General features: G+C 50.8%; 16 protein-coding genes. 4 read left to right on the forward strand and 12 right to left on the reverse strand.

Annotation, left to right across the window (positions count from 1 at the left end; translation table 11 throughout):
* Nucleotides 1-111: 111 nt before the first annotated feature.
* From KKH3_RS06095 to KKH3_RS06125, 7 genes are all read right to left on the reverse strand, one after another.
* Nucleotides 112-1188 (reverse strand): LacI family DNA-binding transcriptional regulator, encoded by a 1077-nt coding sequence (locus KKH3_RS06095; protein WP_039356976.1) that lies wholly within the window; start codon nt 1186-1188, stop codon nt 112-114.
* A gap of 461 nt (nt 1189-1649) precedes the next feature.
* Nucleotides 1650-2708, reverse strand: coding sequence for a ferric ABC transporter ATP-binding protein (gene fbpC, locus KKH3_RS06100; protein WP_039356980.1), 1059 nt, complete (start codon nt 2706-2708; stop codon nt 1650-1652).
* A gap of 5 nt (nt 2709-2713) precedes the next feature.
* On the reverse strand, nt 2714-4792 hold the full coding sequence (locus KKH3_RS06105) for an ABC transporter permease (protein ID WP_039356983.1): 2079 nt from the start codon (nt 4790-4792) through the stop codon (nt 2714-2716).
* A gap of 369 nt (nt 4793-5161) precedes the next feature.
* Complete coding sequence (locus KKH3_RS06110) at nt 5162-6196, reverse strand: ABC transporter substrate-binding protein (protein ID WP_039356985.1); 1035 nt, start codon at nt 6194-6196, stop codon at nt 5162-5164.
* Nucleotides 6197-6233: 37 nt separating this feature from the next.
* Nucleotides 6234-7559: an MFS transporter family glucose-6-phosphate receptor UhpC gene (gene uhpC, locus KKH3_RS06115; protein ID WP_039356987.1), complete on the reverse strand. Its 1326-nt coding sequence runs from the start codon at nt 7557-7559 to the stop codon at nt 6234-6236.
* Between the two features lie 89 nt (nt 7560-7648).
* Entirely contained in the window at nt 7649-9226 is a 1578-nt protein-coding gene (locus KKH3_RS06120; RefSeq protein WP_039356991.1) for an MASE1 domain-containing sensor histidine kinase, read from the reverse strand.
* Between the two features lie 3 nt (nt 9227-9229).
* Complete coding sequence (locus KKH3_RS06125; RefSeq protein ID WP_039362185.1) at nt 9230-9859, reverse strand: response regulator transcription factor; 630 nt, start codon at nt 9857-9859, stop codon at nt 9230-9232.
* 355 nt (nt 9860-10214) lie between these two features.
* Between KKH3_RS06125 and nlpA the strand changes: the two genes are divergently transcribed.
* Entirely contained in the window at nt 10215-11030 is an 816-nt protein-coding gene (gene nlpA, locus KKH3_RS06130; protein ID WP_039356994.1) for a lipoprotein NlpA, read from the forward strand.
* 224 nt (nt 11031-11254) lie between these two features.
* Complete coding sequence (locus KKH3_RS06135) at nt 11255-12199, forward strand: pectate lyase family protein (protein WP_039356997.1); 945 nt, start codon at nt 11255-11257, stop codon at nt 12197-12199.
* 468 nt (nt 12200-12667) lie between these two features.
* Here KKH3_RS06135 and cuyB read toward each other — a convergent pair whose 3' ends face one another.
* Nucleotides 12668-13384, reverse strand: a complete 717-nt coding sequence (gene cuyB / locus KKH3_RS06140; RefSeq protein WP_039357000.1) for a cysteate racemase — start codon at nt 13382-13384, stop codon at nt 12668-12670.
* A gap of 221 nt (nt 13385-13605) precedes the next feature.
* Between cuyB and hypT the strand changes: the two genes are divergently transcribed.
* Nucleotides 13606-14505 (forward strand): hypochlorite stress DNA-binding transcriptional regulator HypT, encoded by a 900-nt coding sequence (hypT, locus tag KKH3_RS06145; RefSeq protein ID WP_039357003.1) that lies wholly within the window; start codon nt 13606-13608, stop codon nt 14503-14505.
* A gap of 82 nt (nt 14506-14587) precedes the next feature.
* Here the strand turns inward: hypT and KKH3_RS06150 are convergent, their stop codons facing one another.
* From KKH3_RS06150 to fdhF, 4 genes are all read right to left on the reverse strand, one after another.
* Nucleotides 14588-15892, reverse strand: a complete 1305-nt coding sequence (locus tag KKH3_RS06150; RefSeq protein ID WP_039357004.1) for a dicarboxylate/amino acid:cation symporter — start codon at nt 15890-15892, stop codon at nt 14588-14590.
* 661 nt (nt 15893-16553) lie between these two features.
* Nucleotides 16554-17447, reverse strand: coding sequence for a GntR family transcriptional regulator (locus KKH3_RS06155; protein ID WP_039357007.1), 894 nt, complete (start codon nt 17445-17447; stop codon nt 16554-16556).
* Between the two features lie 125 nt (nt 17448-17572).
* On the reverse strand, nt 17573-18886 hold the full coding sequence (locus KKH3_RS06160) for a CitMHS family transporter (protein WP_039357009.1): 1314 nt from the start codon (nt 18884-18886) through the stop codon (nt 17573-17575).
* Nucleotides 18887-19911: 1025 nt separating this feature from the next.
* Complete coding sequence (gene fdhF, locus KKH3_RS06165) at nt 19912-22062, reverse strand: formate dehydrogenase subunit alpha (protein WP_039357011.1); 2151 nt, start codon at nt 22060-22062, stop codon at nt 19912-19914.
* A gap of 529 nt (nt 22063-22591) precedes the next feature.
* Between fdhF and KKH3_RS06170 the strand changes: the two genes are divergently transcribed.
* On the forward strand, nt 22592-24271 hold the full coding sequence (locus KKH3_RS06170) for a methyl-accepting chemotaxis protein (RefSeq protein ID WP_039357014.1): 1680 nt from the start codon (nt 22592-22594) through the stop codon (nt 24269-24271).
* Nucleotides 24272-24469: the final 198 nt, after the last annotated feature.

Raw genomic sequence — 24469 nt, forward strand, 5'->3', positions numbered from 1 at the left:
TGGAAAGCACTGCGCAATAGATAAACGGGGTGTGATAAATAACTTATTGTTTATCCGATTATTTTGTTAGGGTTTGGCATAAGTAGTGAAAAGGTACTGTTGTGTAATGGGTTACAGCCTTTGGAGCTGACGTGTAATGTCCAACAGGTTTTTAGTGAGTTCTTGCAGTGAGGCATGGGTTGATGAATGTACCGCGGTGCTGTGGCGTACGATCAGTTCGGTGGGTAACAGTAATGATGTGCTCTGGGTAGGATCGCGCAGCGTGGCAAGCAAGCGCGTGACGCCTTCTTTACCTAACAGCCTGAAATCCTGGCGAATGGTTGTGAGTGGCGGAGTGTAATACGCACTGTCCTGAGTATCGTCAAAACCGATCACTGACATCTGCTCTGGTACGCGAAGGCCATATTCGTGCAGCGCGCGTAGGACGCCAAGCGCCATTTGATCGTTCGCCACAACAATGGCGGAGACACGCAGGGATTGTCCCAGTAGTGCCAGCGTCTGGTGGTAACCGGACGCGGCGCTCCAGTCTCCGTGCAGCACCGACGTAGGGACGAGCTGCTGTTTTTTCAACTCTGCCAGCCAGCCTTCATAGCGTAGACGGGCGGAAATTGAGGTCATGGGGCCGGTCAGCAGGGCGATGTGTTGGTGCCCCAGTTGTACCAGATGTGTGATGGCTAAACGTGCGCCGTGATCGGGGTCGAACATGACGTTGAGTATGTCAGTGTGCGGATCGGCATCCATAAACAGTACAGGCGTGTCGGCACAGGTTTGGCTAATGTGGGCGACGTCATCCGTGGAGAGCGGAACATTCACGATGACGCCACTGACCCGCTGAGAAAGCAGGTCGTTAACGGCATTATTGCAGCTGTTGACATCCGGGCTACTTAGCATAGACATCACGATGTTAATGCCTAGCTGACTAGCGGTACTCTTAATTGCAGCGGCGATTTGTGACGGCGCGTGCAGTGAAAGATCGGTGGTGACCAGCCCCAGGGTGGTGATGGTTTTCCCTGCCAACTGCTGGGCGACGCGATTAGGCGTGTAGTTAAGCGCTGCCATCGCCTGTTCCACTTTACTGCGAGTGCGGGATGAAACATGAGGCGCTTGGTTCAGCACACGGGAAACTGTCTGATAGGAAACCCCAGCGTACTCGGCGACATCATTTAGTGTTATGGGTTTCTGTTTCATCGCGGTTATTCCGTGCGTGATTATGTACTTGAAAGAGCATTATCATAACAAATCGCGCAGGGAATCCGTAATGGGTGTACGTATTCCGGTGCAATCAACGCAGGCCGAAGAGAAGCGGACGTTTGTCGGCTTTTTAGGTGTGTGTAGAAAGTAAAACCGGGAGCAGACACTAACGGTCAGATTGATGACAAACCTATGTGCAGAATGAAAACGGTAGTAACGGAATAGAAGAGTAAAGCGTTTGCGCTATGGACAAAGGCGTCAGGAACGCCTTTGAACGTTGCTTGCGACGGCCCTGTAAGGGTGAATCTCAGGGATGAGATTCATATCTGCGCAATCCGAGCGCACAGGGATGTTTACAGCGTCTTTACGATCTATCCGTTACTACCGCTCGACGGCCATTGTCCACAAACCGGGAACAAGCGCTCCCGGTTTGTGGTAGATAGTGAGTTATCCGATGTTTACTGCTCCGACAACACAAACATGCCGTAAGGGTGAATTTGCAGATAGAAGCTGTCGCCCGGATTCGGTTGAAGCTGGGTCGCGTTAACCTGCAATAGCATCGATTGACCGTGCCAGTCCACCTGCACTTCGTACTGCGGCCCCATGTAGGCGACCTGCGTGATGGTGCAGCGCTGGCTTTCGTCACCCTGATGGCTGAGCGTAATGGCTTCTGGGCGAATACCGACGACAGATTCGTTTAATCCAGCAGCAAAACCCTGCGGACGCGGAATGAGGTAGCCGTAGATATTCACGCTCTCAGCCGTGAAAGTGGCAGGGAAAATGTTGGCATCCCCCATAAAGCTGGCCATGAAGCGGGAAGCCGGCTGGCGATAAAGCTCCTGCGGCGCACCCAACTGCATGATTTTGCCTTTGTTCATCACCAGAACCATATCGGATACCGCAAAAGCTTCGCTCTGATCGTGCGTAACATACAGCGAGGTAATGTTGAACTGCTGTTGAAGCTCACGGATTTTCTCACGCATGCTGCGGCGCAGGTTAGCATCAAGGTTACTCAGCGGCTCATCGAACAGCAGGACTTTAGGCTTAAGGATCAGCGCACGCGCCAGCGCGACACGCTGCTGCTGTCCACCGGAAATCTGGTCGACGTAGCGATCTTCGAATCCTTCCAGGTCGACCAGCGCCAGCGCTTCTTTTACACGCTGATTGATCTCTGCCTTCGGACGACCGAGCATTTTCAGCCCGTAGCCGATGTTTTCCCCCAGCGACATGTGCGGGAAGAGGGCGTAAGACTGGAACACCATGCAGATATCGCGCTGTTGAATGGAGCGCTCGGTGACGTCTTCGCCATCGATGAAAATCTGGCCTTCTGTCGGCTTTTCCAGACCGGCAACGGCACGTAGTACCGTGGTTTTACCGCAGCCAGACGGCCCCAGCAGCGTGACCATTTTTCCCTGTGGGATCGCCAGATTCAAATCATCAATGACAGTGTTGTTGCCGAAACGTTTAGTGATGTGCTTCAGTTCGACAAAGCTTTTTTCAGTATTCAAGGTAATCACTCCGCTTAGGCATTATTCTTGGCTTTCGTGCGGGAAATCCGCGCTTCACCGACCAGATAATCGAACAGGAAAATAATGGCCAGCATGACCACAATCAGGATGGAACCGTAGGCAATCGCCATACCGTATTCACCGTCTTCCACGCGGTTAAGGATGTAAGACGTGGCGACGCGAGTATCCGGTGTAACCAGAAAGATAATGGCGCTGACGGTGGTAATCGCACGTACGAAGCTGTAAATCAGCGCAGACAAAATGGCCGGACGCAGCAGCGGGAGCAGAATATAGAACACCGTGCGCATCGAACCCGCACGCAGGCTGAGCGACGCCTCATCGAGCGATTTATCCAACTGCCCCAGTCCGGCAATACCCGCACGGATACCAACCGGCACGTTACGCATCACCATCGACATGATGACGATCACCGCCGTCCCCGTTAAGTAAACCGGCGCGCTGTTAAAGGCCAGAATATAAGACACACCCGCAACCGTGCCCGGTACCGCAAAGCACAGCATGGTGGTGAACTCGATGGCTTTCTTGCCGTAGAACTGCTGGCGCACCACGATGTAGGCGATAAGCAGCCCAAACAGTGCCGTAATCGGCGCAGCGATACCCGCGAACAGCAGCGTATCCAGCAGGGAAGGCCAAGCGCCGTCGCTAAAGCCTTGTCCGAACAGTTTGCTGAAGTTTGCCAGCGTCAGGGTGTAATCCACGCCCCAGTTAACGGTAAAACTGCCGTAGAAAATGCTGCCGTACAGCAGGACGTTAAAGGCAATCCAGACATAAAGCAGGATGCTGACGATCCACACCAGCGAAACGGGGAGCGGCTGCACATCACCCCGAGAGGATTTACCGGAAATCGTCACGTAGGAGCGTTTACCGATCCACAGATATTGCACGCAGAACACGGCCAGGGAGAACACCAGTAGGACAACACCGAGCGTACTGGCTGACTGGTAATCCAGCTGTGCACCGGTGATATAGAAGTAAATCTGTGTAGCGAGTACGTCGAAGTTGCCGCCCAGCACCAGTGGGTTACTGAAGTCGGCCAGCGACTGGACGATCACGATCAGGAACGAGTTGGCGAGCGCCGGTTTCAGCAAGGGCAGGAAAACCCGCTGAAAGGTTTGATAGCGATTAGCACGCAGGGTGTACGACGCTTCTTCCAGTGACGGATGAATCGTCTTCATCGCGCCTTCCAGAATCATAAACGACATGGGCGTGAAGGCGAGCACTTGCGCCAGCCAGATGCCGGTAAAACCGTACAGCCAGTTGGTGTTCGTCAGCCCGAACCAATCCACCATCAGCTCGGTCATATAACCAGAGCGGCCCATCATCAGCGTCACGCCCAATCCGACAACAAACGGTGGCGTAACGATAGGCAGAATGGAGAAAATGCGGCCAATAATTGCGGAACGGCGGGCGATGCGCGAGGTGTAGATTGCCAGCACCATACCGAAGAAAGTACAGCCGATACCGACGGCAACCGACAGCAGGAATGAGTTCCAGATCACCCGTAAAATGTGCGTCTGACCCAAAATCTGCATAAATGCCAGCGGCGCGAACTCACCGCTGTCGTTGGTGAACATCGGGATGAAGATAGCGATGCTGGGGTAAAGAATAAAGACGCCAATGAGCGCGATGATGCTGATGAGCGAGCCGATGACGAAGCGATCGCCACCCAGCCAGTCCAGCCGCGATAGCGCCAGCGTAATAATCGCACTCAGCGCGACAAACAACGCAATAGTGCCATAGCCCATTCCGCGACCTTCCACCGTGGCACTGATGACCACGAAAAGGGCACAGAACAACGCGTAAGCCGCGTCAAAACGGTGGCGGCCACGCTGTTCCCGGCCGGGTGTAAGTAGCGGACGTGCCAACAATCCTACTGGGAGCAGGAACCACAGCAGGCTGATATTCAGGCTCGACCAGCTGTAAGCTGCCAGCAGTTCATCGCGTGAGGCATCCAGCAGGCCATAGTCCAGGCTCCACGCTGGCAGCAGCAAAAAGGTTGCCGCAATCAGCGCCAGCCACAGGAAAATAGGATCCCGCTTAGGCGTCGGTGAAAGAGTTAGTGTGTGTGACATATGGTTCCCTGGTGCGTGCAAGTTTTATACCCGTCATACTTCAAGTTGCCTGTGCGTTGGCTGCCCTTACTCACCCCAGTCACTTACCTGAGTAAGCTCCTGGGGATTCGCTCGGTTGCCGCATTACAAGGCTATAAATGAGCCTTGCCCTAACGGGCCAACGCATAGCGTTGTTCAAAACGCTAACGTTTTGTCACTCAACTCGAATTATTTAGGGATATTGAGTTGTTTTATGAGATTGAATCGTCACAGGTATTAGGTGGTGAATAATATTGAGTAATGGTTAATCAGCGATGCGGAGAACACAGCGTTAAGCGAAACGCCGTGTTCCCGTCATTTTCTCCGTGGATCAAGGGCAATAAATCGAGGTTATTGGCCCATTTTGACTTCGTTAACCCACTTGGAAATGAGATCCTTACGCACGTCTGCTGCGCCGTATTTGTCCATATCGTAGTTGATCAGTTTCAGATCCTGCAACTTCAGTGACAGCGGAGAGGCTTCCGCAGTGGTGTTGGTCAGAATCTGGTAGGACTGGCCTTTCTTCCAGGAAAGTTCCTGAGCTTCTTTTGACAGCGCCCAGTCAACGAACAGCTTAGCGTTATCCATATTGCGCGCACCTTTCAGGATGCTGACGCCGCCAATTTCATAGCCAGTACCTTCACACGGGGAGATCAGCGTCAGCGGTGCGCCTTTCTCTTTTTCCAGCGAGTAGTCATGCAGGAAGCCGATGCCGATAGCGGTTTCGCCACGAGCAGTGTTACGTGCTGGGGCAATACCGGACTTGGTGTACTGCGACACGTTGACATTCAGTTTTTTCAGGTAATCAAAGGCCTGATCCTGTCCCCAAAGTTGGGAGAAGGTTGCCAGTGCGGTATAGGCCGTACCGGAACTTTGTGGGTCAGCAATCTGAATTTCGCCTTTGTAGACCGGGTTGGTCAGATCTTTCCAGCACTGTGGCACTGGCAGGTTTTTCTCTTTCAGGCGATCGGTGTTGACACCGAAGCCGAGGATTCCGACGTAAACGGCTGATGAGTAGTTGCCTTTACGTTTGGCCGGATCGCGGAACTGCGGCATGATCTGATCAAGATTTTTCGACTGATAGGGTTCCAGCAGATCCATTTCACCGGCTTGAGATTGTGGGTCCAGCGTGCCGCCGTACCAGACGTCAGCCTGTGGGTTTTTCTTCTCTGCATCGACTTTCGCTAGCGTGCTGCCAGAGCCGTTGCGGATAAAGGAAGTCTTTACGTTGTGTTTTTCACCGAAGGCTTTGGCTTCTTCCTCGCAGAAGGCGTTGGTGGCGCTACAGTAAATGACCAGGCGGCCTTCCGCTCGAGCAGTGGTGGTGGTAACGGCAGCAACGGTTAGTCCAGCGGCGATGAGGGTCGTTAAGGTACTCAGTTTCATGATGTTTTCCTTTATAGGTGTCTAGCTGTTGTTATTGCTATTTTGATGTCATCAAACGTTCCCGGCGGCTGACACCTGCCATCAGCAGCGGCATCAGTAACAGTCCGATGCAGGCTGAAGCCAACGCCAGCAGAGTAAAAAATCCCGACCATCCGTAGTGTTGCAGCACCTGTGCCAACGGCCAGCCCGCCAGCGCCGCCCCCAGATAGGCAAACAACGCCAGAAAACCTGTCACCGTGCCTGCGGCATCCTTATGGCTGTATTCCGTCGCAGCCAGACCAATCAACATCTGTGGTCCAAAAACAAAAAAACCGATACTGAAGAAACAGGCTGCAAGCAGTGAATAGTGGTGAATCGGTGCCAGCCACAGCGCGGTCATGGTTAAAAACAGCCCTAATGCAAACAGCAAAATCATCGGTGCGCGTTGACCACGAAACAGCAGGTCTGAACCCCAGCCGGCAAACAGCGCCCCCATCAATCCGCCCAGTTCAAACAGCGACAGCGTGGCATTCGCGCTCAGGAGGTTGAAGCCGTGGCTCTCCGACAGCCAGATGTTCCCCCAGTCATTCAGTGCGATACGAATCAGGTACACCAGAATGTAGGACACCCCTAGCAGCCAGATGGTACGGTTCCGCAAAATCGCATCGCGCAGAATCTGACGCATCGGCATCGGTGGGCTCTGTTGCTCCTGACGAAGCTCCAGCGCATCGCGCCGCCACTGACCAACACTTGGCAACCCCTGTTGCTGCGGTTTGTCGCACAGTTGCCAGCATAGCCACAGTCCGATCGCGATGCCGATAATGCCCGGCACCAGCAGGGCTGCCTGCCATCCCCATTCGGAGGCCAGATAGCCTGCCAGCAAGGGAACCGCCGCGCCGCCGATGTTGATCGACGTATTCCAGCATCCCCACCAGAGGCCGCGCTCATTGCGCGAATACCAACTGCTCAGCAGTCTGGCGCAAGGCGGCCAACCCCAGCCCTGAAAGAAGCCGTTCAACGCCCAGACAATCAGCAAACCCGTGAGCGACTGGCAGTACATGAACAAAATGTTCAGCACGCCGGTAATCATCAGCCCGACACCCATAAACCAGCGCACCTGACTGCGGTCGCACACGATGCCGGAAATAAACTTGGATGCGCCGTAACAGAGATAAAACAGCGTCCCCAACAGACCGATATCGCCTTTGCTTAACCCTAATTCCAATTGCATCACCGGCATGACGAAATTGATGCTTTTACGCGTTAGGTAAAACGTGGCATACCCGATGACCATGGAAATCAACAACCGCGGTCGCCAGTAGCGATAACGCTGGCTGATTTGTGTTGGTGAAAGCTGTCCCGGTGGAAACATGGGTGCCTGCATGGGGTTCTCCGTCGCGTTGAGAGAAGAGTAGGGGGATGTGAATTAAAAAGGATGAGACAAGGTTTTAGGTGGCTGGGAATAATTCCTAGCTAATCGTCTTTTTGTTTAAATTTTGTGGGCAGGTTAACAATTATGTGCGTACCTCGCGGTGTGGCAGAGTCGCTAAGAGTGGCAGTGTTTACCAGCCAGTTACCGCCCAGCGCTTGTACTCGCTCCTCGATACCTCGCAGGCCGAAGCCATCGCCTGTCGGATTCGATCTGTATTTTTGTGCGATGCCCACACCGTTATCAATGACGTCGAGCGTAATCAGGTCATCCTGTTGGGAAAGACGAACCGTAATCTGCGTCGCGCTGGCGTGTTTGTTGATGTTATTCAGCAACTCCTGCACCAGTCGATAGAGCGTGAAAACCACGACGTCATCATCCGGAGGCGTGGGAAGCTGATAATCCAGGTGAAACTGGATGTCGCGAGCCGAGAAGGCAAACTCATCTGCCAGATGGTGCAGTGCTTTATCTAACACCATCTCATCCAGTACTGGCGGGCGCAGCTGGCGCAGAAGCTGGCGGGTGGTGTGGTGGATACGCCGCGACAGTTCGCTGATTTGCCCGGCGGCATGTTGGGCTGCATCGGCAGGCGCGCTGTGTTTTACCAGCATGGCCTGAATCTGAATCGCGGTGATGTTTTGGCCGATGTCATCGTGCAGCTCGCGTGCGATATCTTTGCGCACGGCTTCTTCGGTGTGGATGATGCGCTCCATAAGCCGCCGCCGGGTTTTCAACTCCTGCTCCAACTGGTGACGATAGCGCTGGAGCCGCTGTGACAGCTGTTGCTGACGGCTTATCGCGATCCCCAGCCCAATCCCGAGCAGCGCCTGTGTAGAGAGAAAGAGTTCCAGTTCGCGCAGATCGTCGAAGGCACCGCTCACCTGACGCGTGACGGCAATCATCAGGCTGCCGAGTACGGCGGAGAGTACGCCGCCTTGCCAACCGAATTTATACGCCATGACCACGTTAGGCAGAAAAACGAAGATCAGCAGCAGGCGTTCCATCTCGGGTGTGAACGTTATTTGCAGGCAAACGCCGATAGAAAAAAACAGTGAGCACCAAATCAGCAGTGAGGTACGCAGTGGCGGATCGGGGATCTCCTGCGCCAGCAACGTCTGCAAGTGCTGCTGCTTGATGTATTCATACAGCAAATAGATGAACGGAATCAGCAGGACGCCGCCGGTAAACGTTGCCAGCAGCGTTTGCGTCAGCTGCGAATGTAACCAGGAGCCGATGGCGATGCCGTGCAGAACAGAGTTGAGTGTCAGCGCTGCCAGCAGCAGTATGAGCCGTTGCCAATAAAGCGTGTAGCGATGCCAGATTTTATGCGTGATGATGGCCGGAATGAGGCTCAGAAAGGGAGAAAGTAGCAGTAGCGAATGCGTCATTAGCTGTTCGCTAATAAGCCAGCTCTGGATGGCGATTTCCGCAAGCAGCAAGGTCGGCCAGTATTTGCGCGGCAGCAAAATCATCAGCGCCAGTCGTAGCCCTTGCGGTAACAGCAGTGTTGCCTGTTGACCGTTGTTGCTCAAATAGAAGCTGATGGTCCACAGCGCCAGCCAAATCAAGCTATAGAAAAAGGCGAGAAACAGCGTCATGCCGATAACATGCGGACGGCGCATGATTTATTTCCCAGCCAGCAGTTGGTGTTGCAGCGCAAAGTGCACCAGCTCTACCGTGGATTCACACTGTAATTTACTGAGAATATTGGCGCGGTGAACGTGAACGGTCTTATGACTGAGTTCGAGCTGTTCAGCGATGCTTTTCACACTAATCCCGTTGATCAGCAAGCTGAATATTTCTCGCTCGCGTGGGGTCAACGCCAGTAGCTCTTTCGGTGGCTGCTGCTGATGGCGAATGGCGTGTAGCGCATCGGCGCAGAGGTAAAGTCCACCGCTGCTGACCACGCGAACCGCCTGCACTAACTCCTCCGGGCCGCAGCGCTTCGTGAGATAACCGCCCGCGCCTGCGTCCAGCGCGCTTTGTACAAACGCCGTGGTGTCATAGATGCTCAGAATAATGGCGCGAAAATTGGGGCGCTGCTGACGCAGACGGGTTAATAACGACAGACCGCTTTCGTCCGGCATGGCGATGTCAATCACGGCAACGTCAATCGGCTGCTTGAGTAAATGCGGCCACGCCTGCGCCGACGAAGCATATTGTCCAACAACCTGAATGTCATTTTCTAATGTCAGAAGCTGTGCAAAGCCAGACCGTACAACGATGTGATCGTCAACCAAAGCCACATTAATCATGGTTTCGCCGTGTGAATTCAAAGTCATCAAAACGTCATAATGCGGGGGAATGCAGAGTCGAGCAATAGCAGATAAGCAAAATGGAATCGGCTTAACAGATATATCCGTCATACTTCAAGCTGCTTGTGCGTTGGCTGCCCTTACTCACCCCAGTCACTTACTTGTGTAAGCTCCTGGGGATTCGTGCAGTTGCCGCCTTCACGCAACTCGAATTATTTAGGATATATATCACTCTTTATTGATTGAATAATGAAATGCATATTCATAGAACGCGGAGTTATTTGACTCGATGAATTATCGGGCGTTACTGTTTTTCTCTTTAAATCAATATAGTTACGATATCAGGTAAACCAGAATGATGAATAAATGGCGTATAGCGCTGGTGGCGGGAATGGTCACGGCGGCGATGGCGTTGACGGCATGCGATAGCGCAAGCCATTCTGCCAACCACATTAAAGTCGGTGTGATTAACGGAGCTGAGCAGGATGTCGCCGAGGTTGCGAAGAAAGTAGCAAAAGACAAATATGGTCTGGATGTTGAGCTGGTCGGGTTTAGCGGTTCGCTTTTGCCAAATGAGGCGACGGATAAAAGCGATCTGGATGCGAACGTCTTTCAGCATCGCCCTTTTTTAGAACAGCAAAATCGTGAACACGGTTATAAGCTGGTAGCGGTCGGTAATACCTTCGTTTTCCCGATGGCGGGTTATTCGAAGAAAATTAAAAATATCAACGATCTGAAAGATGGCGACACCATTGCGATACCTTTCGATCCTACCAATCTGGGGCGAGCGTTGCTGTTACTGCAAAAGACCGGATTAATTACCCTAAAGCCTGACACGGGGTTATTGCCGACGGTATTGGATATCACGACGAACCCACACAACCTGCGTATTATGGAAGTTGAAGGCGCACAGTTGCCGCGTTTGTTAGACGATCCGCAAGTGGCGGTAGCGATTATCAGTACGACCTATATTCAGCAAACAGGCTTAACGCCAACGAAAGACGGTATTTTTATTGAAGATAAAGAATCTCCGTATGTGAATATCATCGTGACCCGTGAAAATAATAAAGACGCGGAAAACGTCAAAAAGTTTATTCAGGCCTATCAGTCTGATGAAGTTGAACAGGCTGCAAACCGTATTTTTAATGGTGGTGCGGTAAAGGGCTGGTAATCATAGTGGTGTGATAGTTTCGGCACTGCCATCTTTACTAAAAGATGGCAGTGCATTAATTAATGGTTGAATTATTCGCAAGGTTGATTTTTTATTAAACTCGATTAATAAGCGTAATGAGAACCCTTATATACAATTTTAATTGTCGAAGGCGTGTTATTTAATTCAGTTAGCTGATACGTCGAGCGACATAATTATTCACTAATTGTAAAAAAGGAAAAATTATGGCTTATCCAACAACGAATCTTACTGGGATTATTGGTTTTGCAAAAGCGGCGAATGTTACCGGAGGCACAGGTGGCAAAGTAGTTACGGTAAATTCTTTGGCCGATTTTAAATCCGCCGTGAGCGGTTCGACAAAAACCATCGTGGTGCTAGGATCATCACTGAAAACTTCGGCCTTGACCAAGGTGGTATTTGGCAGCAATAAAACCATTGTCGGTTCTTTCGGTGGTGCTAATGTACTGACCAATATCCATCTGCGCGCTGAGAGTAATTCAGCTAACGTCATTTTCCAGAATCTGGTTTTTAAACATGATGTTTCCATCAAGGACAATGACGATATTCAGCTGTATCTGAACTACGGTAAGGGATATTGGGTGGATCACTGTTCATGGCCGGGACATACGTGGAGTGATAACGACGGTAGCCTCGATAAACTGATTTATATCGGTGAGAAAGCGGATTACATCACTATCAGTAACTGCTTATTCTCAAACCATAAATATGGTTGCATCTTCGGCCATCCGGCAGATGACAATAACAGCGCTTACAATGGCTACCCACGTTTGACCATCTGCCATAACTATTACGAAAATATTCAGGTTCGTGCACCCGGCCTGATGCGTTATGGTTATTTCCACGTATTCAACAACTACGTCAATAAATTCAACCTGGCCTTTACGATTGCGCAGAATGCCAATGTGCTTTCTGAACGCAACGTATTTGGCACTGGCGCTGAAAATAAAGGCATGGTTGATGATAAAGGCAACGGTTCAACCTTTACGGATAATGGCAGCTCCCCGGCGGCCGTAGCGAGTAAATCGCCTGCGGCTAAATGGACAGCGTCATCTAACTATTCATACAGTTTGATGACCACGTCTGCGGCGAAATCCTGGGTGGTTTCTAATGCCGGTGCGCAAAATAGCTCTCTGAAATTCCCTTCATAATTACGGAACGTTTATTTACATTCGTTCCTGAATACACAGTATTGTGAATTGATATTCATTAAATATTGAGTGTATTACTCTATGCCACTCGGCGGACATATTAATGTCGAGTGGCATATTTATTTGAATATACCCGTCATACTTCAAGTTGCATGTGCGTTGGCTACGTTCGTTACTCGGCTCATCCATGAGCCTCGCCCCGTTGGGGCCGCTGCAAGCAGCGTTCAAATCTGCTCCCGGCAGATTTGTCACCTGAGTAAGCTTATCGGGATTAAATGAGAGACATCCTGTCTCTCACCGGAGGCCAGCCTTTGGCGGGTCAAATTCGTTCCCAACGAATTTGTCCTTCTCTTGCCGCGTTATTCGGCCTTATGGTCTCACCCCTTCGGGGTCAGCGCAAGCGCTGTTCAAAACGCTAGCGTTTTGTCCTGAAACTCGAATTATTTAGAGTATATCTTTATCAAAGAATTAAGCGGCAATATCATTTCTCGTGTTGTGGGTAAAATACCACTCGACCGTTTTCTTAATTAACTCTTCCGTTGCATCGATATAGTGTTGCGGTGATGTTCTGACTTCCTGCTCCAGAATCAGGGGAAGCTCGGTACAACCCAGAATAATTTTCTCAACGCCAGCCTGCAATAGGCGATCTTTTACCGGTGACAATAGGCTATAAGCTCCGGCGATATCACCCGATTTATACGCGTAGATGCTTTCCATTACCTGGTGTTGGTCTGCATCATCCGGCGTGTAGCAATCAATATTATCGGTAATCAGGTTGTCCTGATAAATTCTCGCTTTGACCGTCGCTGTCGTCGCCAATAGGCCGACGCGTGTGGTGTTGGCATTTTTAATCGCCTGACAGGTCACATCAATAATGCTGATCATTTCCGCACGGCACTGTTCTTTTAAGTCATTAAACCAATAGTGCGCAGTATTGCACGGGATAATGATGCATTCAGCGCCCGCATTTTCGAGAATTTTCATATATTGCAGCATTTTATCCAGCGGCGACGCGCTGTGCTGGAGAATGCATTTTGTTCTATCAGGGATATCAGGAATAGAAACCGCAATCATCGGAATATGGTCCTGGTCCCGATAAGCTGGCGTGTTTTTGATCAGTTTTTGCATCGCATCGACGGTAGCACCCGGCCCCATACCACCAAGAATTCCCACGAGACTGTTCATGCTGTTAACCCTGTAGCATTATGAAATTAAAAGGATAATCTCACACTGCCGGGCAATGTGAATTGCTAAATTCCCATCTGCTATGTATGATTTGCATAACTATTTGCATCCCTATGCTTTTACTGGGTTTAACGATCCTGGTGGAAAGCCTCGTTGTTGGCGATGTAGCACGCTGGTATAGGGAACGAAAACATGGCGCTGAGCGTTGTGAGTGAGGGACGATGCTGAATAATATCGAAACCAAGTGGCTCTATGATTTTATTGTGCTGGAAGAACATCGGAGTTTTACGCTGGCAGCCGAGAAGCGGAATATCTCTCAATCCTCATTCAGTCGGCGAATTCAGGCGCTGGAAGCCGCGGTAGGGTTTGATATTTTCGACCGCAGTGCGTTGCCGCTACAGTTAACCGAACAGGGACGCGTGTTCCACGCCTATATCCGCAATACGCTGGACGATTTGGAGTATCAGCTCAATAAGCTGCACGGCGGGGATAATTACAAGAATAAGATCACCATTGCCGCGGCGCATTCGCTGTCGGTATTTATCATGCCAGAGCTGTTAAAAGACGTGCCGGATCCGCAGGAAAAAATCTTTTATGTCGAATCGATCGATGTCGATGAGGCGGTGCTGAATCTCAAAGAAGGGCGCAGTGACTTCATTTTCTCATTCTACAATGAGGATCTGATGGGGGAACCCTTCATGCACGAGAAAATATTGGAATCCCGGCTTTATCCCGTCTGCGCGTGTGATAGTGCAGGAAAGCCGCTGTTTGATGTCAGTGCCTCATCGGTGCCGCTACTCAACTATACCGAGACGAGCTACATGGGACGGCAGGTCAGTCGCTACTTATCCAGCGTCGAAAGCGATAAGTTTACGGTCAATTTCGTTTCTTCCATGAGTGACTTGCTCAAACGTATGACGAAGAAAGGTTATGGCATTGCCTGGCTACCGGACTATTCCATTCAGGAAGAGCTGAAAAACAAAGAGCTGACAATCCTGAGTATGGAAAATGCCGTGATCCGTATGGGGGTTTATCTGTATCGACTCGATGCGCGGTTGAATGTGGCTTCTGAGAAATTTTGGCGCTACATGAAAGGGCTGTCATCGGCATCTGGGCTATAAACGCCCTGACCATGTTGATGGGTAACGAGAGATAAAAAAATAGCGGCCCGCAGGCCGCTATAGATGAAGCATTCACTCAGCATTAGCTATTTTGCGTGGCCTGCTGAGGTTCCTTATAGGCAACGACTTCGTCGGCAGCCTCTTCCTCATCATCGCGGACGTCTTTTTCCAGACTGGCCACCACGGCAGTAGAGATACTATTACCGATGACGTTAGTTGCAGTACGACCCATATCCAGGAACTGGTCGATACCGATAATCAGCAGGATACCGGCTTCCGGCAGGCTGAACATCGGCAGCGTTGCGGCAACCACCACGATGGAAGCACGTGCCACACCCGCCATCCCTTTACTGGTGATCATCAGTGTCAACAGAATCAGGATTTGCTCAGTAACGCTCAGGTCGATGTTGTAAGCCTGTGCGATAAACAGAATCGCAAAGGACTGGTACATCATAGAACCGTCGAGGTTGAATGAATAACCGAGCGGCAGCACAAAGCTGGTGACTTTTTTCGGCACACCGAATTTGGTCAGCGCTTCCATGGTTTTCGGATAAGCAGACTCACTGCTCGCCGTGGCGAAAGCCAACATGGTTGGTTCACGAATCAGTTTCGCCAGTCTAACGATGCCTTTGCCCAGGAACAGGTAGCCAACCAAGAACAGAACGCCCCACAGTACGGTCAGACCGAGGTAGAACTCACCGATCAGTTTACCGAAGTCGTAAAGCAGGCCCAGACCTTGTGTGGTAATCGCGGAAGCGATTGCGGCAAAGACAGCAATAGGAGCCAGCGCCATCACGTAGTCGGTTACGCGGAACATCACTTTGGTCAGTTCTTCGATCATGGAAATGATCGTGGTTGCGTGCTTGTTATGGCCTTTTACATAGGCAAGCGCAGAGCCGAAGAACAGAGAGAACACCAAAATTTGCAGGATCTCATTGTTCGCCATCGCTTCTACGATACTTTTCGGGAAGATATGACTGATGAAGCTCTTGAGCGTAAAGCTGTCCGTATTCAGGCCTGTCGCAACATGCTGTACGGGGACTTCGAGATTCATGCCTGCGCCGGGTTGGAACAGGTTGGCGAAGACCATACCGATAAGCAGGGAAATGAACGAGGCGCTGACAAACCAGATCATCGCTTTCATACCGATACGGCCAACGGCAGAAGAGTTTCCTCCCATGCTTGCCAGGCCGGAAACCAGCGTAGCGAAGACCAGTGGCGCGATGATCATTTTAATCAAGCGCAGGAAGATATCGGTAACCATGTTGAAATAAGATGCAACTTCTTTTGCTCGACTGCCGTCAAGATATTGATGGCAAGCCCAGCCGATTAATATTCCCAGGACGATAGCCAAGACTATCTGTACAAGTAACTTCTGCCTTTGCATATAAACCTCATGTTGATGAATTGATTCAGACAACACAATATTATTGCCGCGTGATGGTTGGCGCTTTCCCTGAATACGCCAATCTCCCACCCGAACCTGTTATTGGGGTGTTGTGTCTGCCCGCCGATATTACAACGATTCTTGCTTTTTACATTTTTTTTCTGCGGATTGTTATGTAATTGTGATCCTTGTCATGCGAAAAATGCATGTCCATGTCGCTTGTAATGATAAATAGGGATGTGATGCGCAGATCGCGTAAAACGTGATTTTTCATTTAATTCGTTATAAAACAATGTCTTATGTCGGTATTTTATTGGTGATGGCAGGAGGGGTAAGGTGTTGAATTAGTGTTGCTAATGATATGTGGCTATACATCAATAAAACATATAGTAAATTACTTAAAGATTAAGTAAAAATAAAAGAACAATTAACGAAAACTTTAAATACTTGCCATTTTATTAAAAAATTAATTTTTTAATTATTTAAGTCGTGACTTTTGTTTCTTGGTTCGTGCTTGATTTTTGTGTTGTTGATTTAACGTTTAATTATTGTTCTATGTGTTTCTATTTGTAACTATCTGGGCGTTTAGGGTGTTTAAAATGGTGTTTGTTATTTTTTAAACATATGTTATCGATGATTTGAGACCTCACTGTTGGTTATTTCATCGAAAAAGATCGATGCTCACTTTATCGTGGCACGCTTTTTCCAGATGCTTTTTCATCCACTCTGCTGCTGTTTCGATCTCTCCCTGTTGCAGGAAATCCAGAATCGCCAGATGCTCTGCAATCTGCTCCAATCGCTTGGGGTTGAAGGCTGGACTCCCTTGACGATATTCCACCAGACGCCGTAATTGATTGATTCGTTGCAAACTATGGTGGGCGAAGCGGTTGCCGCTACAGGCAAGCAGCGTTTCATGAAAGTGCGTATTGGCATCGAACATTTCATGCGGTGTGAGTGTCAGGTAACCTCCATTGAGAATGTCTTCCTGCTGCTTACGACAGGCGCTGAGCGTGTGCTGATCGATACGAAACTGCGGCGACAGCAGACTGACCGGCTCGACCAGTAGGCGGAAAGTAAAACTTTCCTCATAGGCCGTGACGGAATCGATAATCGGCGTAGTTCGCCAGCCTTGCCCAGTGCGGAACTCCAGCCAACCTTCCTGTTGAATACGAGTCAGAACGTTGCGTAGTACGGAGCGGGACACCTGACATTCTCGCATCAGCTCCACTTCTGAAAACTGTTCTGGCAACCGACGAGAGAGGCGCATATCCACAATCTTCCGGTAGAGCGGCTCTTCGCTGCTAGCGGCTAACTCGGTGACCAGATGCCCTAATTCATGGGCGTGGCGGTCAAGATAAAACCCCCGGTTGCGGTGGTAATGCAGCATGCCTTTTTCCGTCAGATACAGCAGCGCGACCTTGACCGGCGTGCGCGAGGCGTTCAGTACCTGTGCCAGTGACGATTCGATCAGATGAGCGCCGGGCGGCAACTGCTCGCGGCGAATATAGGCAACAATCTGTCTGACAATCCTTGTCTGTAGGGGAGTTAAAGCCATGGCTATCCTGCTATGTCGGTTAGGTGCTATGTCGTGTAAGGGGGTTACGGGAAATCGCTATGTTCTTGTCAGCAAAGCTTGTCTGTCAGCAGAGGTTGCCCCGGCTTGACCGGAGCAACCCTGTTTCACTGGTGATAGAACGGAAATGCGCCGAAGACAATACCACCGACCAGCAGCGACAGGCTGACAAAAATCGCCCATTTGATTGCAAAGCGTTGGTGATCGCCGATGTCCACTTTTGCCAGACTGACCAGAAGGTAGAGTGACGGCACCAGCGGGCTAAGCAGGTGGAACGGCTGGCCTACAATCGACGCACGGGCGATCTCCTCTGGGGTAATACCATAATTGACCGCCGTCTGGGCGATAACCGGTAAGATTCCGAAATAGAACGCGTCGTTGGACATCAAAAAAGTAAACGGCAGGCTAATAAGCGCGGTGAATACAGCAAGATACGGGCCGAAACTTTCAGGTATCACCTGCAACAGACTCTTCGCCATGGCATCCACCATGCCGGTACCGGATAAAATGCCGGTGAAAATCCCAGCGGCGAAAATAAGTGATGTCACTGCGAGCACGTTAGCGGCGTGTGAGCCGATCCGCGCTTTTTGCTCCTCCAGCTTGGGATAGTTGAGCATGACAGCGATAGCGAAGCCGACCATAAACAGCACCTGAATGGGCAGAAGGCCGATCACCAGAAACACCAGAAGTAGGGTGGTCAGAATAAAGTTAGGCCAGAACATTTTAGGGCGGCGGTTGGCGTCGCTTTCTTCGTCGCTGCCGTTGCCCAGATTGATCGAGGTATTCTGGACGTTGCTGACATCAATAATCCCCAGCCGTTTGCGCTCCTGTAGACCCAGAAAAACGGCCACGCCGACCAGCGTCAGGCTGGCTAAAATAATCGCCGGGAGCATGGGAAGGAAAACGTCCAATGCATCAACACGCAATGCGGCGGCGGCACGCGCCGTCGGGCCGCCCCAAGGAGAAAGGTTCATCACGCCGCTGGCGATGTTCACCAGACAGGTCAACCCCAGCACGTTCATGCCCAAGCGTTGATAGAGTGGCAGGAATGCGGCAATCGCGATCATATAGGTCGTCGTACTGTCGCCGTCTAGCGCGACCATTAAGGTTAATACGGCGGTGCCGACCAGCACTTTCAACGGATCGCCTTTAACCAAACGGAGGATGAAGCGAACCAGTGGATCGAACAGGCCTGCATCGATCATAATGCCGAAGTAGAGAATAGAAAACGTCAGCATAACGCCCGTTGGAGCCAGCGTTTTGATGCCGTCCAGCATCATCGCGCCCAGCCCCTGATAGAAACCTGCCGCCAGTGCGAACAGCGTAGGGACAAGAATCAGCGCGATAAGCGCAGACATCCGCTTGGTCATGATCAGGTACATAAAACAGATGACCATAGAGAAACCGAGAATAGTGAGCACAGTGAATCTCCTGTTTTTTATTATATTCTGAATAACTTACTGCCTTTCTTCCGGCGAATTTGGGGTACTAGAGGCCGTACGGTTTTTTATAACCGCATATCGAAAGGGATGAGCACAGGTTATTTCCCGACGTCAGTAACGTTCAGGGGAGAATACGAATGAAAGATGGGGTTAGCTTCCGGGGTCGATACGAATAATAAATGACAGATAATGAGGAAGCGATAAGGTAACAGTAATCGGTAACATAAATGACCTCTATGCGAGCAATAATATTCCTTTTATCCCCACCAATGTCCATCTAACCGATTGTTTAGTCATGGTTTTAATCGGTCTGAAAACTACCGCTACAGGTGGCTCTTTTTGTTAAAAACAAATTAAAGCATTGTAAAATGAAACGCAAATTGCGCTAAATTGGAATAAAAAACAATTAGGCGGAGGGAAGGGCTGTGATAGCCAACATAATTTTAAAAAATAAACAGAGGTGTAAAAATTTAATTGCTGCGTAGAAATTTATTATCGATTAGCGGAAATCCATCCATTTTCATTAATAAATCTTTACAACATGAAAGGGAGAATAAAGCATTATGGGTGAGGAAGGTTAAATGGTGTCTAAACCATCTATACTCGTCATACTTCAAGTTGCATGTGCGTTGGCTCCGTTACTCGGTCCACTTACGTGGACCTCGCCCCGCTGGGGCCGCTGCAAGCAGCGTTCAAATCTGCCTCTGGCAGATTTGTCAGTCACCCGAATCACTTACCTGAGTAAGCTCATCGGGATTAAATGAGAGACATCCTGTCTCTCACCGGAGGCCAGCCTTTGGCGGGTAAAATTCGTTCCCAACGAATTTGTCCTTCGCTTGCCGCGTTATTTGGCCTTATGGCTTCACCCCTTCGGGGTCAGCGCAAGCGCTGTTCAAAACGCTAGCGTTTTGTCCTGAAACTCGAATTATTTAGAGTATGTATTTTCCTAAGCCGCCACGACCTTTACCAGATGGCTTAGGTTCGCGGCGGCTTAGGTAAAGGGATTAACTGACATTTTCTGCGGTGCTGCGCAGTCGATTTTTCAGTTGGCTGTATTCTTGCTGTACATAGTTTTCTGCTGCCTGCTGATCGTCAATCGCCTCCAGCTTAACGGCGCAGTGTTTGTATTCCGGCGTTTTGGATACCGGATCGAGATGGTCCAGCGTCAGTTCATTGCAGGCACCGATCCACCATTGGTAGGTCATGTAGACGGCACCTTTATTGATGCGCTCGCTGACGGCAACACGCGAGATCACCTTGCCACGTCGTGACGAGATCCAGGCCAACTGCTGATCGCGTATTCCTAAACGTTCGGCGTCATAAGGACTAACCTGCACGTAGCCAGGTTCATCCGCCAGCGTTTGTAGTGCGGTGCAGTTGCCCGTCATGGAACGGCAGGAGTAATGACCGACCTCACGCACCGTGCACAATACCAGCGGGTAATCCTCATCCACCAGCTCCATCGGCGGTCGCCATTCGGCCGTGAGCAGTAAGCCTTTCCCATTGGGACGATCAAAGTGATTATTGGCGTACAGCCACGGAGTGCCGGGGCTGCCTTCCGTTAGACACGGCCATGGTACATAGCCCAGCCCCGCCATTTTTTCGTAGGTCGCGCCGTAATACAGTGGGCAGAGCTGCCGCAGCTCGTCCCAGATCTCCTGCGTGTTGTTATAGTGCATCGGATAACCGAGTGCGGTTGCCATCAGGCTGATGATCTCCCAGTCGGGTTTGACATCGCCCTGTGGTTCCACTGCTTTATAAAAGCGCTGGAATCCCCGGTCTGCGGCGGTATAGACCCCTTCGTGCTCGCCCCAGGAAGTCGCCGGTAAAATCACATCGGCAATCGCGGCGGTCTTGGTCATGAAGATGTCTTGTACGATCAGCAGGTCCAGCTCGTTGAATGCATCACGCAGCATCGACAGATCCGGCTCGGTTTGCAGCGGATCTTCGCCCATCACGTAATTGGCTCGGATTTTCCCTTCTTTTATTTTGTGCGGGAGATCGGTCAGCGAGTAGCCAATCTTGTCAGAGAGCTCAGGCACGCCCCAGGCGTCGGCAAATTTCGCCAGCACCGCGTTATCTGTGACTTTTTGATAACCGGGGAACATATTCGGTAGTGCGCCCATATCGCAGGCGCCCTGTACATTATTTTGCCCACGCACCGGCCCGACGCCAACGTTCGGACGTCCCAGATTTCCGGTCAGTAGTGCCAGCCCGGACAGCCCTTTGACCACATCAACGCCTTGTCCCCATTGTGTTACGCCCATTCCCCAGAGAATGGTGGCGGACGGCGCGGCGGCATAGATCCGCATCGCGTCGCGAATCAATTTCGGCGACAGGCCGGTGATGTCGGCGACATACTCCGGTGTGTATTTCGCGACGGTCTTGCTGAATTCCTCGAAGCCCTCGGTATGGCGGGCGACGTACGCTTTATCGTAATGACCTTCGTTGATCAGCACGTTAGCGAACGCATTGACCAGCGCCATGTTGGAGCCATTTTTCAACGGTAGCCACAGATCGGCGATGCGGGCGGTTTCAATATGACGCGGATCGCACACGATGATTTTTGCCCCGCGTGCTTTCGCTTTCAGGATGCGGCGTGCCACGATGGGGTGTGAGTCTGCGGCGTTATAGCCAAAAATCAGGATGCAGTCGGTTTTTTCGATTTCGCAGATAGAGTTACTCATGGCGCCGTTGCCCAGCGTTACCTGTAGCCCGGCCACCGACGGGCCGTGGCAGAGCCGGGCGCAGCAGTCGACGTTATTATTCCCGGTAACCGCCCGGGCAAATTTCTGCATCACATAATTGGTTTCATTACCGGGGCCGCGCGACGAGCCAGTGTGCATAATCGACTCGGCACCGTACTTTTCTTTAATCGTTTTCAGTCGGGAACTGGCGAAGCCGATAGCCTCATCCCAGGATACGGCCTCAAAGGGGGCGCCTTTCTGACGTCGAATCAGCGGTTGTTTTAAACGGGGTGTTAGAATTTTCGTATCGTTGAGAAAATCCCAACCGTAATAGCCTTTCAGGCACAGTTCACCTTCATTGGTGACGCCGTTTGCCCCTTCCGCACCGACCACTTTGCCGTTCTCTACCAGCAGGTTAATTTTGCAGCCTGACCCGCAATACGGACAGACAGTAAGCACTTTCTGCATGATTATTCTCCAAAGCCGAGTCTTGGATCGTTAAGAACTGCATTCTTGTTAGGGCATCGATGCAGCGGTTTACTCTTCGATAATCGCCGATAAAGAAAATTAATTTACTGATCGTGGTCATGCTCAGCGCGCGGCAAATCGTCCTAACGCGTTGAGTGATGCGACCTTTTTCCATAGGACATTTGTCTGGAAAATAGGCGCTAGCGTATTCATCCTCTTTATCCGTTAATGCCTATACTGTTTTTGACGATATTAACTCTATGTGTCACCGATTGGGCTAGGCTCGTCCTGCCTGTCGGCTGTTTAAAACAACGGAAATTGGCTTTTCAAGGAAGATAACGCATTCTATTCGTTAATTTTTTGAGCTTAACTTCCCATCTAATGGGTTATGAATCAGGGAATTCCAGAACGTCTGTTAGATCGCGTGGGATAAGGGCGCGATGCAACGGGCGGCACCGTCATGAGTAAAAAGTAAATACTTTTCCGACAGAGCGTGCGGGCAGTATTTGTTAACGTCGCGGAGTGCATTATGGAATTTCTAAGAAATGTCAGCATAAAATTAATGGTGCTGGTCATAGTGGCTTCCCTATTAGTGGCGTGGGGAGTGGCATCAGGATTCAGTCTTTACTCGCTTTATCAGGTTACGAATTTGCTTGATAAAAGTGAGACTCAGCGCAAAACGTATTCCCATCTGGTCTATGGCGCCGATCAATATTTTCGGGCCGTAACTCGTATGGAAAGAACCATGGATTATTTGCAGCGCAATGAGTCAGAAAACGCCAAACAGACGTTGGAAATGGCACAGAGTGCGATCAAAAACACCAAAGAAGCGCTGGATAAGTTCCAGACAGCGGAGCACGTTGGTGTCGATCAGGCAACGGTTGATGCGGTGAGGAATACCTGGAACACACTGATCTCTTCTTCTATCGATCCGATGAATGCGGCGCTGCAACGCGACGATCCCGAAGCATTCCGACAAATTTTCCGCTCAGTTTATCCTCCTGTCAGCCTGACGTTTGGAGAGAATATCAAGCGATATTCGGACGGTATTACCGCTTCTTCGTTGATTCCAAGTGTGAATGAACACAATGATAAAAACCGCAATGCACTTATTGCAGGGATGTTCATTGGGATCATTGTGCTGATTTTCACCGAGTATTACCTGAGAAACTATTTGGTGATACCGATTGCCGTACTGAAATCGCATCTGTCGCAGCTGACTGCGGGTCGCTTAGGCTGTGAACTGGCGGAGTTCGGCAAGAACTGTGCGGGGCGGTTGATTCCCGATATCAAGCGGTTGCAGAAAAGTTTACGCGATACGGTGACCGTCATCCGGCAAAGTACGACGGAAATCAACAACGGGACGTCGAACATTAAGGATGGCAATGATGATCTTTCCAGCCGTACGGAGCAGCAGGCGGCGGCATTGCAGCAGACCGCTGCGAGTATGGAAGAGATTAGTTCGACGGTGCGTCAAACGACCGATCACGTACATCAGGCACGTAAGCTGGCGCAGGACGCTGCCGACATGGCGAAAAAAGGTGGGGATATCAGCACCAATGTGATGACGACGATGGAAGGGATCAGTGCCAGTTCCCGGCAAATTTCCGATATCACCTCGGTGATTAATGGCATTGCGTTCCAGACCAATATTTTGGCGCTGAACGCGGCGGTTGAAGCGGCGCGTGCGGGTGAACAAGGGCGAGGGTTTGCCGTGGTGGCGGGCGAGGTTCGAACTCTGGCGCAGCGCAGTGCGCAGGCGGCGAAAGAGATTGAAGCGCTGATTGCGGAATCGGTTTCGCGCGTTGAAACTGGCGCGGGACAGGTGAAACAATCCGGCGAAGCAATGACGTCAATTATCACCGCTATCGCCCATGTGAACGATCTGATTAGCGAAATCGCGGCGGCAACCGATGAACAAACGCGCGGTATTACGCAAATTAGCCAGGCAGTGCATGAAATGGATAGCGTCACGCAGCAAAATGCGTTGTTGGTGACCCAATCGGCGGAAGCGGCCGCCCGTCTGGATGAACAATCCAGTGAGCTATCTGCCGTGGTGGATGTGTTCGATCTGGATTCAGAATGCGATCCAACAATGTCTTTTTCCCGTCAGGCGGTCTCCGCCCCCGTCCATCGCGCTGTCGGGCAGGGCACTACACCGCTATTGTCGGCACATGGCCGCAATGGTGAGGGATGGGAAAAATTCTGATCCGTAGCGGGTTAACTACGCGACAGACGTTGAATATAAGATAGCCCACGAGGCGAGTTGCGAGCCGGGCGGAAAGGAATCTGCCCGGTTCTGTTGATTGTGGGTTATCACTTGAACGCCAGATTTACTGAAATGTGGTGCTTACTTGAATAGCTAGGGTGAGTTGCCCAAAAATGCTCGATGAAACGTGTTAAACGC

The organism is Pectobacterium actinidiae (assembly GCF_000803315.1).
GTDB lineage: Bacteria > Pseudomonadota > Gammaproteobacteria > Enterobacterales > Enterobacteriaceae > Pectobacterium > Pectobacterium actinidiae.